General features: G+C 46.4%; 9 protein-coding genes. 6 read left to right on the top strand and 3 right to left on the bottom strand.

What is annotated here, in order from left to right; translation table 11 throughout:
- The first annotated feature begins 339 nt into the window (after positions 1-339).
- From GFS24_RS21090 to GFS24_RS21070, 5 genes are all read left to right on the top strand, one after another.
- A complete protein-coding gene (locus tag GFS24_RS21090; RefSeq protein ID WP_153662892.1) occupies positions 340-1983 on the top strand; it encodes a DUF1800 family protein in 1644 nt (547 codons plus the stop codon).
- Between the two features lie 19 nt (positions 1984-2002).
- The gene (locus tag GFS24_RS21085; RefSeq protein ID WP_153662890.1) at positions 2003-3583 is read left to right on the top strand and encodes a DUF1501 domain-containing protein; all 1581 of its coding nucleotides are present in this window, start codon (positions 2003-2005) and stop codon (positions 3581-3583) included.
- An 836-nt stretch (positions 3584-4419) separates the two neighbouring features.
- Positions 4420-4755, top strand: a complete 336-nt coding sequence (locus tag GFS24_RS21080; protein WP_153662888.1) for a hypothetical protein — start codon at positions 4420-4422, stop codon at positions 4753-4755.
- 73 nt (positions 4756-4828) lie between these two features.
- Entirely contained in the window at positions 4829-7186 is a 2358-nt protein-coding gene (locus GFS24_RS21075) for a TonB-dependent receptor (protein WP_153662886.1), read from the top strand.
- Between the two features lie 33 nt (positions 7187-7219).
- Positions 7220-7804, top strand: coding sequence for a hypothetical protein (locus GFS24_RS21070; protein WP_153662884.1), 585 nt, complete (start codon positions 7220-7222; stop codon positions 7802-7804).
- A 77-nt stretch (positions 7805-7881) separates the two neighbouring features.
- Here the strand turns inward: GFS24_RS21070 and GFS24_RS21065 are convergent, their stop codons facing one another.
- The 3 genes from GFS24_RS21065 to GFS24_RS21055 form a co-directional block, all read right to left on the bottom strand.
- A complete protein-coding gene (locus GFS24_RS21065) occupies positions 7882-9084 on the bottom strand; it encodes a YncE family protein (protein ID WP_153662882.1) in 1203 nt (400 codons plus the stop codon).
- Positions 9085-9389: 305 nt separating this feature from the next.
- Positions 9390-9857 (bottom strand): DUF983 domain-containing protein, encoded by a 468-nt coding sequence (locus GFS24_RS21060; protein WP_153662880.1) that lies wholly within the window; start codon positions 9855-9857, stop codon positions 9390-9392.
- An 18-nt stretch (positions 9858-9875) separates the two neighbouring features.
- Positions 9876-11648, bottom strand: a complete 1773-nt coding sequence (locus GFS24_RS21055) for an ABC transporter ATP-binding protein (RefSeq protein WP_153662878.1) — start codon at positions 11646-11648, stop codon at positions 9876-9878.
- Between the two features lie 206 nt (positions 11649-11854).
- Here GFS24_RS21055 and GFS24_RS21050 point away from each other — a divergent pair, with 206 nt between their 5' ends.
- Positions 11855-13993 (top strand): translation factor GTPase family protein, encoded by a 2139-nt coding sequence (locus GFS24_RS21050; protein ID WP_153662876.1) that lies wholly within the window; start codon positions 11855-11857, stop codon positions 13991-13993.
- The last annotated feature ends 41 nt before the right edge of the window (positions 13994-14034 follow it).

Below are 14034 nucleotides of genomic sequence, written 5' to 3'. Positions count from 1 at the left end.
GGGAAATGAGATGGGGACTAATACACAACATGGGCCTCCAGCCCAGTCACTCACTTAGTTCACCCCATCTCTTTCCTTCAATTTAATCCATTATTTTATCCATACAAATCTAAAGGTCACTCACTTCGGCGGCTTTTTCTTTGGTTTGCTGTCGCTTCAGGATCAATTGAGTAAAATAGTTTATTCGTTAATTCATATAAAATAATATGATTGAATTAAAGTTTTTGTTAATTTGCTTACTGAAAAACCGTAGATGCCTAACTATGCCCGGAAAATTGCGTGAATCAATATGAGAAGGCAACGGCTCAATAATTAACTGATCGTCATAACCGTATCCCAATGGACCGTAGAGATTTCTTAACAATTGCCCCTTCCCGTAAAAGAACTACAACAGTTCTCGGATCGAGAACAGATACCGGCTTAACTCCTTATTCTGGAGCGTGGGGAACCGCGCAGGTAGTGCATTTGCTGAAGAGGGCCATGTTTGGCGCTGCCCCGCTGGATGTAAGACATTTTGAAGGCATGTCTCTGGACGCTGCTGTAGATGCTTTACTGCAAGCCAATGCTGTTACACCAACACCTCCCGTAAATAATTATAACACAGGTGGCTACACGGATCCAACCGGTGTTGCTCCTGGTGCGCCATGGGTAACAGCTCCGGATGGAGATGAAGATCTGAACCGCAAACGCAATGCTTCCTATAAAGCCTGGTGGACGGGGCTTATGCTCAACCAGGAAAGGACCATCCACGAAAAACTGGTGCTGTTCTGGCATAATCACTTTGCAACAGAAACAAACACGATCGCCGATGGGCGTTTTAGTTATGGTTATAATGTAGCCCTGCGTACAAACGCTCTGGGCAATTTCAAGAACCTGGTAAAAGCCATCACGCTGGATCCCGGCATGCTGGTATATCTCAACGGTTATCTCAATGAGAAAACTGCTGCTGATGAAAACTATGCACGGGAACTGCTGGAACTTTTCACTTGTGGTAAAGGGCCGGATTCACAATACCAGGAAGAAGATGTACGCGCTGCAGCACATGTGCTCACGGGTTATAAAGTGGATAAAGTAACTTGCACTTCTTTCTTCGATGCCACCAAACATGATATCACCAACAAAACATTTTCCCCCTGGTTCTCCAATAAAGTGATCACGGGTAAAACGGGTACAATGGGTACTACAGAGCTGGATGACATGCTGGGTATCATTTTCCTTCAGCAGGAAGTAGCGAAGTTCATCTGCCGCAAATTCTACCAGTTCTTTATTTATTACGAAATTGATGCCGGCGCGGAAGCCAATGTGATCACACCTTTGGCTAATATTTTCCGTGAAGGTAATTATGAAATAAAACCATTACTGTCTGCATTGTTTAAGAGCGAACATTTTTATGATCCCTTAAATATGTCCTGCCTCATCAAGAGCCCTGTAGATTTTACAGTAGGCATGTGCCGTGAGTTTGGTGTGAAATTCGCGCCAAGTGCAAACTATGCACAGGTATATCCGCAATGGACTGCTTTACAAAATGCAGCTACTAATCAACAACAAAATATTGGAGATCCTCCCGGTGTTTCCGGCTGGGAAGCTTATTACCTGGCACCGCAGTTCCATGAATTGTGGATCAATACGGATACGCTGCCTAAGCGTAATATGATGGTGGATAGTATCATCACTACAACTTATGGCGGTCTTAGTATTGACCCCATTGCTTTTGCAGATATGATGCCTAATCCTTCAGATCCCGTTGCACTGGTAAAAGATTCACTGGATATTTTATACCGCATGGGTGTTTCTGACAACACACGCAGCTTCTTAAAGAATAGTTTCCTGTTATTGGGGCAGGACCAGGATTATTACTGGACGCAGGCCTGGAACCTTTACAAAGCGGATACCTCCAATACAATGAACAAGAATACGGTATTGAAACACCTCAGTGAATTGTACAAATACATCATGAACCTGTCTGAATACCATTTAGCCTGATCACGTTGAAAACCTATTTATGAAACGTAGAGACTTCCTCAAATATACTGCTCCTGCTGCCATTCTGCCGTCGTTCATCAACGGGTTTGCCGTTCGGGCATTTGGTGCATCTCCTTTACTGTCTGCACTGGAAGGTGCAGCCACCGATAATGATCACGTGCTGGTGATGATCCAGTTGAATGGTGGTAATGATGGTTTGAACATGGTGATCCCATTGGATCAGTATGGAAAATACCAGGCTGCCCGTTCTAACATCGCGATCCCGGAAGGACGTGTGCTGAAACTGGCTGGTCAGACCAAAACAGGTATCCATCCTGCTATGACAGGCATACAGCAAATGTATAATGACGGGCATGTGAGTATCCTGCATAGTGTGGGATATCCTTCTCCCAACTTCTCTCACTTCCGTGCTACAGATATCTGGCTCACCGGTTCTGATGCCAATACAGTATTGCCAACAGGCTGGGGAGGAAGATACCTGCAAACAGAATACCCGAATTTTCCGGTGAATTATCCTAACGCAGAAATGCCTGATCCACCGGCTATCCAGATAGGTTCTGTAGTGTCTCCTGCATTCCAGGGTTCTACAGTGAACATGGGTATGGCTATCACCAGCGCCACGGATTTCTATGGCCTGCTGGATGATGTAGCAGATCCCATCCCTAACACAAGGGCTGGTAAAGAATTGAAATACATCCGTCTCATACAGGAGCAGAGTAATAAATTTGCGAGCTCTATTAAAGCAGCCGCTGCAAAAGTTACACAGCAGGGTGCTTACCCTGCAAACAATCACCTGGCAGCTCAACTAAAGATCGTTGCGCGTCTTGTAGCCGGTGGTTTAAAAACCCGCCTCTACATGGTGAGCATCGGCGGTTTTGATACACACGCCAATCAAACAAATGCCGGCGATACAACTACAGGTAGCCACGCTAATTTGCTGGGCCAGATCTCTTCCGCAGTGAAAGCCTTTACAGATGATCTGAAAGGACTGAAAAATTCACAACGCGTAGTGGGCATGACCTTCTCTGAATTTGGCCGCCGCGTGAAATCCAATGGTAGTATGGGTACTGACCATGGTGCTTCTGCACCCATGATCGTATTCGGTGATTATGTAAACCAGCAGGTATTAGGTAATACGCCCACCATGCCGGATGCCGCTTCTGCGATTGATAATATTCCGATGCAGTACGATTTCCGTTCTGTATATGCCTCCATCCTGGAACAATGGTTCTGCGTAAAATCAGCAGACCTCAATAACATCATGTTACAGAACTACCAAAGCCTCCCGCTTGTAAACGGACTGGCTTGCGGAGTAGTAACTGGCGTACCGGATGTGAATGAAGGCAAAACACTAATTTCCAACTATCCCAATCCTTTCAGTACTAAAACGGTTATTTCCTACACAACTGCCGGTGGGCATACCATGGTGCAGATATTTGATACCATGGGCCGCCTGATCCGCGTTTTAGTGGATAAGGTGCATGCGGCAGGGGATTATACCCTTACTTTCAATGGGGAAGGGCTTCCTAATGGTATTTATTATGCTCGTTTCCAGAATGGGAAAGTGCAGCAAGTGAGGACCATGGCTAAGGTGAGATAAGCTATTACGCTGTAGAAAAAGCTTTCAAACCCCCATTCCGCCTGTAGCGAAGGCTACCATCAAAAAAAATACTATCCCATTCCGCCGTAGGCGGAATGGGATTTCTGTTTTAGCAAAGGATGCAGCAAAACCCGCTATGGCCGATTCAACTATGACAAAGGCTTTCAAGAAAATCTCACCCATTCTGCCTGTGGTGAAGGCTACCATCAAAAAAATCCCACCCCATTCCGCCGTAGGCGGAATGCCATTTCTGTTTTAGCAAAGGATGTAGCAAAACCCACTATGGCCAATTCTGCTATGACAAGACTTTCAAGAAAAACGCCACCTATTCTGCCTGAGATGAAGACTGCCCAAAAAAGTCCCCCTCCCCATTCCGCCGGTAGGCGGAATGCAATTTTTGCTATGGCAAAGGCAGCATCAAAATTCGCTATGACCAATTCGGCTATGACAAGACTTTCAAGAAAAATTCCACCTATTCCGCCTTAGACGAAGGTTACCCCAAAAAAAATCCCCCTCCCCATTCCGCCGGTAGGTGGAATGCAATTTCTGCTATGGCAAAGGCAGCATCAAAATTCGCTATGACCAATTCGGCTATGACAAGACTTTCAAGAAAAATTCCACCTATTCCGCCTGAGATGAAGACTACCCCAAAAAATCTCCCTCCCCATTCCGCCGGTAGGCGGAATGCAATTCGGCTATGGGGAAAGCTCTCCCCTAAAAAAATCCCACCCCATTCCGCCGTAAGGCGGAATGAAATTCATGGCCTTAACCTTCCCTGATCACCCTCCCCCTGCAACAATGTTGCAATCTGGTGTTTTTATGTATCTTTGTCACCAATGGTGAAAAAGCTGGCATATAAAATTGGAGCCATTTTCCTGCTGGGTGTATTTTGTTTATACATTACCCCCAGGGATTTTGTGCATCATTTTATCGGCCACGAGGACACTATTGATGAACAATGCAGCACCCAGCCAGAAAATGGCCTGATGCTTTCCGTGCAACACCAGCACTGCGAATGGCTGCACTGGGCTGTAGAAGCTTACCTGGAACCACACACCACTTGTTTACCATCAGTTTCCCATCAATTTGAAGTCCTGTTAGCCGGCCTGCCCGCCAACAGTTTCACCTATCCCGCTTATTACTTCTCATTACGCGCTCCGCCACAAGCGTAACCCCGCCCCACCCAACAACACATAATTCTATTTTACAGGTAGCTGATGAAGCTGCCATGATCCGTTTGCATACATGAAAATGATAAGGAATTTCGCGCTGACCGCGGTGTTGCTGCAATTGTTATTTATTGCCAGCGCCAGTGCACAATGTACGATCCGCCTGAGTGGCACCGTTACGGATAGTGAAACCAAATTACCATTATCCGGCGCCACCCTGATCGTAAAAGAAACCGGACTTTCAGTAAAAAGTAACGATAAAGGAATCTATTCACTGGAAGGTTTATGCCCGGGCATTTACAATATCCGCATCAGCCACATTGGTTGCGCACCATTAGAAATTGAATGGAATGTAAGTGCAGACCAGCGCAGGAATATCACTCTCCCGCATAGTATCACACAATTGCAGGAAGTAGCCATCACCGGCCACGCCGCAAAAGAAGTGACCACCGCACCCGTAGAATCCCTCAGCGGCAAAGAACTGGATAAAACCAGAGGACTCACACTCGGCGAAGCTTTGAAAAGAGTGAACGGCGTAACGAGCATGACCACCGGCCCTAATGTTTCCAAACCGGTGATCAATGGTTTGCATAGCAACCGCGTGCTGGTATTGAATAATGGCATCCGCCAGGAAGGCCAGCAGTGGGGAACAGAACATGCACCGGAAGTAGATCCTTTTCTTGCTAATAAGATAGTGGTCATCAAAGGCGCCAGCGCATTGCGTTACGGCGGAGATGCTATCGGCGGCGTAGTATTGGTAGAACCGAAAGCTTTACCAGTAACGCCCGGCATGAATGGAGAAGTAAACCTCGCCGGTTTTTCCAATAACAGGTTAGGTGCAGTATCTGCCACACTGGAACAACAGGTACCTGAAATACCCGGCCTCAGCTGGAGGATCCAGGGCACTTTGCGCAAAGGAGGTAACACCCGCACACCGGATTACTGGTTAGATAATACTGGAGTGGAAGAATATAATTTCTCTGCTGCACTGGGCTGGAAGAAACCAAACTATGGTGCGGAACTTTTCTACAGTCAGTTTAATACTAACCTTGGCGTGTTTGAAGGTTCGCACATCGGCAACCGTACAGACCTGGAAGAAGTGATCAAACAGCAAAGACCTTTCCCTGAATTTACAGAAGGTTTCAGTTACAAAATAGACAGGCCTTATCAGCATGTTGAACATGAGTTGTTCAAGATCAAAGCATTCGTGAATACAGGCAAAGCCGGGAAACTCAACCTGGTATTAGCCCGCCAGTTCAACTTCAGAAATGAGCTGGACAGGAATTCTGCTTTATCTGTGAACCAGATGAACCTGAACCTCACTACTTACACCGGTGAGCTGGTATGGGATCACAACAGCTGGAAGGGCTTGCGTGGTACTATTGGTGCATCCACGATGTACCAGGAGAACAGTTACAAAAGCAGGCTCTTCATTCCCAACTATCAGAGTATGCAATGGGGTGCTTTCTGGATGGAGAAATGGGAGAGCAATAACAACAAATGGTTGCTGGAAGGCGGGGTGCGCTATGATAATAAAAACTATTACAACATAGATGATAACGCCAGGGAGATCAAATATCCTGAGCAGGATTACAGCAGCTTCTCCGGTTCACTGGGTGCGCAATACCGCCTGAATGATCATTTGCATATTTCCATGAATGCAGCCCGCGCATGGCGTGCAGCAGGTGTGAATGAATTATATGCATCAGGTTTACATCACGGTGCTGCTGTGATAGAACAGGGCGATCATTTCCTGAAAGGAGAAGCTGCGAGCAAGTTCAATGCTACCGTGCATTACGACCTGGGCGAGAAACTAGAAGCGGATGTGAATTTCTACTACAACTACATCCGCAATTTTATCTTCCTGCAACCAACGGATAGTGTGGTGGTAACAATACGTGGTGCATTCCCTTACACTTATTATCGTCAGGCAGATGCCAGCATGAAAGGAATGGATGCGCAGCTCAGGTGGCAATTCCTTCCCAAATGGCAGATCCTCACAAAGGCTTCGCTGTTGCGTGCTTACAATGAATCTGCGAACGACTGGATGATCGGTATGCCCAGTGATCGTTTCGAACATGAGTTTACTTTCTTCCCTGGCAATTTAAAACGGCTGAAGGATAGTTATGTGTCTGTGAGTATGAGCAATGTGTTGAAACAAACACGCACGCCTGCTAACCTGAAAGATCCCAATGATCCAAAGGGGCAGGACCTGATGGCGCCTCCGGGAGCGTACAACCTGTTAGGCCTGGAAGCCGGATCTACAGTGAGTATCGGGAAGCAACCCATCTCTGTGATCCTGGGCGCTACCAATGTGCTGAACACCCGCTATCGGGAATACCTGAATTTCTTCCGCTATTTCGCGGATGAACCGGGAACGAATATTTATCTGAAACTAAAGGTGCCACTTCACTTCGGAAAGAAAGCATCGTGAACAACATTTTAAAATCTTACAACATTCAATAGTATGAAAAAGAATTTCGCCAGACTGTTCTTGTTTGCGGCTTTGCTTACACTGGTATTTGCAGCTTGCAAAAAAGAGAAGAACGATACGCCTACAGAAAATGCCAACGAAGAGATCACCACATTGAAACTTACTTTCACCAATGCGGCAAATCCGGCAGATGTGGTAACAGCCACCTGGAAAGACCTGGATGGTTTTGCAGGTAATGCACCTGTGATAGATAAGATCAACCTGAAAGCAAACACTACTTACAACGTGGCTACTGAGTTGCTGGACGAACGCACAAATCCTGTAACGAATGCCACTGCAGAAATTGAAGAAGAAGGCGATGAGCACAGGGTGTTCCATCTTTTCTATGCAACGGCTACTGCTGCCGTGTATGATTCTTTAAGCACGGTGGCTACTGTAACACCTTTGGATAAAGACGTGAATAACCTGCCCATCGGTTTGCAGATCACTATGGCCACCAAAGCAGCGTTCACTGGTTTTTTGAATGTAGTGGTAAGGCATCAGCCTGGTGCTAAAAATGGCACGTATGCACCCGGTAGTACGGATGTACTCACGATATTCCCGGTAGAAATAAAATAAGGTTGATAGATTGGAAAGTAAGGAAGAAAGCCGTCCCACATTTGCGGGACGGCATTTTTGTTTCGGGTTTTACAGGTTTAATCATTTATCACTTCCAATCCTTCCTGATCTCCTACTACTAATATTTTAAACGGCTTGTTCCCAACAGGGAGACTGCTTATTTCTTTCAGATCAGGCAAGGAGAACATTTTCACAGCGCCTGCCGCCTGGTCTGTTACATACACACATTTGCGGGATACTGCAAAATAAGGTTTCTGAGTAACTGCAGCACCAGTGGGTATTGCAGCAGTTATCCTGCCTTCTTTTTTAAGTTGTGCGGTTGCAGCATCAAATATCTTCAGTGTACCATCAGTCAGTAATATGTAGAGATTTTTACCGTCTGTATCCAGCATGTATTGATGGATATTATTGTTATCGTTTTTCAGGACAAGGGAAATGTTTTTAGTAACAGGATCAATTTTGTACAATCCTAATGTTACATAGCCAAAGAAGTGCGGCAGCGCTTTATTCCCTAATACCGTACCTATCCATGAAGTGCCAAAATCTGCAGGATAAGGGATCAGGGATTGTGCGCCGTTCTGCTGAACAATGAGGATGCCATCCGGACTACCAAAGGCCGCCAGCTTACCATTCCCGGCATCACCATGTATCCCTTTTGTGGCAATTGTTCCTTCATGTAAAGTAACGCCAAACCGGTCTATGATCTTCACTTTTTCAGGAAGCGTACCGGTCACTGAACCATCTTTCTGTGTTACTGCAAGCGTTTGATCATCGAAGATCACCATGGCGCCATGATGCGGGGCAGCAACAGGTAACACACGACCTTTGCCGGTTTCCAGCTCACTGTCTTTGAAAATACTGATACTGCCGGTGCCGTCATTGAAAATAGCATTCAGCCCTCCGTGCGAAAAATAATGTGTGGGGCCGGCTTCCGTGAATTGCTGCTGAGCCATTTCTGTAAGATGTACATGCAGATGGCCCGCATGTTTTTCAATACCGGAATTGAGGAATTCAACGGTGTTGGCAGCTCTGCTGATAACTGTTGCAAACTGGCCGGTGCTGGTAGCATACAGGGTAGGTTGCGCAGCTTTGATAGGAAATACAGTTGTCTTTTTTGTAAGCGGCTCCAGTATCGTGAGCTGTGCTTTGTCTACATCAGACACTACAAGGCGGAGGTAAGGAGCTTCCACCTGTTCCGGTTTGGGAGCAGGCTTATCATCTTTCTTACAGCTGACAACGAAAAGGCCCACCAGGAGTGTGGGCAGAAGGATCTTCTTCATATAAGTTAGGTTTTTAGTGTGTGCAACGATGTTGCAAACTATATATTTGGATGATTAAGATAGAAAGGAATCAGGTGTGATCTTAAAGTGGTGTAATGGGCTTCTGCGCTATTGCTTAAAAAAAATGTGTTAAATTATCCCAGTAGATAAGATATATTTGCCGGTTGAAGCTGTCTATTTTTCGGGTGACCGAACCAATATATTAAAATGAACTAAAGATAATCTGGCAAATACTGCTCAGATTTTGGATGAAAAGCAAAAAGGGCCCTTTTCAGGGCCCTTAGCTGATCGAGGGTAATATCATTTTAATGTGAATGCTCTGTCGGGTGAGGACCAGAGCGATTATTATGCTTATGATCTGCATCCGGCAGGGCCGCCGTATCTTCATCGTAATAGACGAAGAAGTATAAGTACACCGCGCGGGAGATCCGCATCAGCCAGGGCTGGATCAATACCAGCAAAACGCCGTTAACTCCCAGCCAATAAAAGATGCTGTTATCCCAGAAAGACATGCCAAAGATCACGGCATATAACAGGAGGGTGAACACAGAAAACGCCACACCCAACGCATAACTCACATACCCGGTACCAAACCAGAACCCTGTTTCCAGTTCGTAATGCTGACCACATACTGGGCAGTCATCATACATGTTAAAGATCTTTGAAAGCCGCCAGTGAAAAGGGTTCTTTGTTTTGAACATATCACCTCTTCTGCAATGGGGGCATTTCATTTTTAACAGGCTCAGTATGTAACCGGGTCTTTTGTTCGTCATCTTGTAAATTTACAAAAATCAGGCGGGTTGAGCCGGCTCCAGTGTTTTTCTTTCTCCTATCTGTTGACGCCACATCGCGTAATACAGTCCTTTTTCTGAGAGCAGGTCGTGATGGTTGCCTGTTTCCACGATCTTACCTTTTTCCAGTACATAGATGCGGTCTGCATGCATGATGGTAGATAAACGGTGAGCGATCATCACGGTGATATGTTCCCTGGTGGAAGTCACATTCCTTACGGTTTGTGAGATCTCTTCTTCCGTGATGGAATCCAGGGCGGAAGTAGCTTCGTCAAATACCAGCAGGCGCGGATGTCTTAATAACGCACGGGCAATGGATAAACGTTGTTTCTCACCACCGGAGATCTTGATACCACCTTCTCCTATCACCGTGTCTATTCCTTTTTCCGCTCTTGCCAGCAGGTTGTAACAGGCGGCACGTTGCAGGGCACTCATCAGTTCTTCTTCTGTTGCACGTGGATTCACGAAGAGCAGGTTCTCGCGGATGGTACCGGAGAACAGTTGTGTATCCTGTGTTACAAAACCTATCTGGTGGCGCAGTTCTTCAATATCAATACTGGAAGCATCCAGCCCGTTGTAGAGGATCTTTCCTTCTCCGGGATGATATAAGCCCACGAGTAATTTCACCAGTGTAGTTTTTCCGCTGCCGGAAGGGCCTACGAAAGCAATGGTTTCGCCAAGTTTTACAGAGAAGTTGATGTCGTCCAGAGCTTTGTTCAGCGCAGTGAGGTGTTTAAAACCAGTATGCTCAAACGTTAACTCGCGGATATCAGATAACTTCTTTGGACTGGCCGGGGTGCTTTCTACCGGTGTTTGCAGAATACGTTCAAAATTTGCAAGGGATACTTCCGCTTCGCGGTAAGCGAGGATGATATTTCCTAACTCCTGCAATGGCCCGAAGAGGAAGAAAGAATAGAGTTGTAACATAACGATCTGCCCAACGGTAATTACTCCGCCATACGTCAGGTACAACAGCAGGAATAAGATGGAAGAACGCAGCAGGTTCACAAAAGTACCCTGCACAAAGGAAATACTACGGATGTTCCGCACCTTCTTTAATTCCAGCAGCAGGATCTTCATGGTGTTGGAATTCAGCCGGCGGATCTCCTGGTGCGTAAGCCCAAGGCTTTTTACCAGTTCAATGTTCCGGAGGGATTCTGTAGTAGCTCCTGCCAATACAGTAGTTTCCTTCACAATACCCTTCTGAATGCCCTTGATCTTTTTACTCAGGATATTCATCAGCCAGCCCAGAATAATGGAACCTCCGAGATATACGAATACGAGGGACCAATGGATCATAAAGGCGAAAGTCATCACAACGATCACGCCTACGAATGTGGTGAAGAGGATGTTAATGAACAGGGAGATGAACTTCTCTGTGTCTATCCGCACTTTTTGCAGTACAGCAAGGGTTTCCCCGGAACGCTGGTCTTCAAAATCCTGGTAGGGCAGGCGCATGGAATGCCTTAAACCATCCGTATACATCTGGGCGCCCAGTTTTTGGGTCACCACGCTCACAAAGTAATCCTGGAAGGCTTTGGCAATCCTGGAAACCATGGCTACGCCAATGGAGGCCAGCAATAGCCACAATACGCCCATCAGGTATTGATTCATGGAACGGTCGCCCGCTTTGGGGATACTGGCAAATTTATCGATGATCTGCCCGAAGATCAGGGGATCCATCAGGGAGAAGACCTGGTTGACGGTGGCAAGCAGTAAAGCCAGTGCTATCAGCCACTTAAAGTTTTTCAGATATTTAAGCAACAATTTCATGTTGGCAAAGTTAGGGTGTAATAGCGTTTAAACACCAATTTAAAACTGTACTTATCACGGTATTTACAGCAAAAAACCGTAATTTAATAGTAGCAGCCGGATGGTAATTTACCCGCATGTTATGAGCCTTAAAAATTGATACTTCTCACCCGATCGGCAATACGGACCCAACCCGGTGTACCATTAACACCCTAAACTCCTTCCGTATGAAAATGTACGATGAAAAACACATCAAGAACATTGTGCTCATTGGCGCTGCCAAGAGCGGCAAAACCACGCTGGCCGAGGACATGTTGTTCGAGGCTGGCATTATCAGTAAAAGGGGCACTGTTGAAGAAAGGAACACCGTGTCCGACTACCACGAAGTGGAACATGAACGGGGAAACTCGGTGTATGCCACCCTGGCACATACGGAGTGGCGGGATTATAAGATCAATATCATAGACACGCCGGGGTCTGAGGATTTCGTGGGGGAGGTCATCTCTTCCATCCGGGTTTGCGATACAGCAGTTCTTTTGCTGCATGCGTATAACGGGGTGGAAGTTGGAACCGAACTGATCTGGGATTACATCGACCAATTTAACAAACCCACCATTCTCGCCATTAACCACCTGGACCATGAAAACGCCAACTATAACCAAACGCTGGAACAGGCCAGACAATTCTTTGGCAACGCCGTAACAGTGATGCAATACCCCATCAACCAGGGGACGGGTTTCAATGCCATCATAGATCTGCTAAAAATGACCATGTACCGCTTTCCTGCAGGAGGCGGCAAACCTGAGAAATTACCCATTCCGCCAGAAGAACAGGAACAGGCGGATAAATTACACAACGAACTCGTAGAGAAAGCTGCCGAAAATGATGATGCCCTCATGGAGCTGTTCTTTGAGAAAGGCAGCCTGGATGAAGATGAGCTGCGGCAGGGATTGAAAATAGGCATGATGAAACACCAGGTGTTTCCCGTGTTTTGTCTTTGTGCACGCAGCAATATGGGCAGCGGCCGCCTGATGGGCTTTATTGATAATGTTGCCCCATCCGCGGTGGAAATGCCCCCTGAGCAAACAGAAGATGGAAAAGAGATCCCCTGCGATCCTGCCGGCCCCACCTGTTTGTTCATATTCAAAACTTTACTGGAGCCGCATATCGGTAAACTCTCTTTCTTCAAAGTAATGAGCGGAGAATTGAAAGCAGGGCAGGAGCTGTACAATGAAAAAGGAGATGTTACAGAACGACTGAACCAGTTATTCATTGCAGACGGCAAGAACCGCCAGCCGGTAGAACGGCTGCGTTCCGGAGATATCGGCTGCACGCTTAAACTTAAAAATACTTTTACCAGTCATACACTCAGTGAGAAGAACTACACCGCACAGATAGATCCCATTCATTTTCCTGCACCTAAAGTGCGCGTAGCGATTGTAGCAAAGAACAAAGGAGATGATGAAAAACTCAGCGAAGTACTGGCTGAGATCCACATGGAAGATCCCACGCTTGAAATTGAATACAACCGTGAACTTAACCAGGTGATCCTGCATGGCCAGGGGGATCTGCATCTCCTCATCACTAAATGGCGACTGGAAAATATCTATAACATGCCAATAGATTACCTGGCTGCGCGTATCCCTTACCGTGAGACCATCCAGAAACCGGCGATGGCATCTTACCGGCATAAAAAGCAGTCTGGTGGAGCGGGGCAGTTTGGAGAGGTGTTTATGAAGATCGAACCTTTCTATGAAGGAATGCCGGCCTTTTCAGAATATACCGTGCGTGATACAGATGAAATTGCGCTTAACTGGGGCGGGAAATTAGTGTTTAATAATTGCATCGTTGGCGGTGCTATTGATACGCGTTTTCTTCCTTCTATCCTCAAAGGTGTAATGGAAAAAATGCATGAAGGCCCGCTCACAGGATCTTATGTGCGGGATATACGGGTGAGTGTATATGATGGTAAGATGCATCCGGTGGATAGTAATGATATCTCTTTTAAAATTGCGGGGATGATGGCATTCCGCGATGCTTTCCATCAGGCAGCACCGCAGTTATTAGAGCCGGTGTATGATCTGGAAGCTTCTGCGCCGGTAGTGATGATGGGGGATATTATGAGTGAGTTGCAGAGTCACCGTAGTATTATCACTGGTATGGATAGTGGTACTACGAACCAGGTGATCAAAGCAAGGACTCCTCAGGCGGAGTTAGATAAGCTGTATGCTTCTTTACGCAACGTAACACAAGGGAAAGCAAAAGTGAAAGCAGTATTTGCGGAATATGCGCCGGTGCCTGCGGATGTGCAGAAGAAGTTGAGTGAGGATTATAAGAAGGTGGAGACGGCGAATGGGCAGCATTGATGGGGACTTGGGGGAGAGCATGCAAGGGCAGAGACGGTTTC

The sequence above is a fragment of the Chitinophaga sp. SYP-B3965 genome (assembly GCF_009647655.1).
GTDB lineage: Bacteria > Bacteroidota > Bacteroidia > Chitinophagales > Chitinophagaceae > Chitinophaga.
This window is presented reverse-complemented; position numbering and strand designations above follow the sequence as displayed.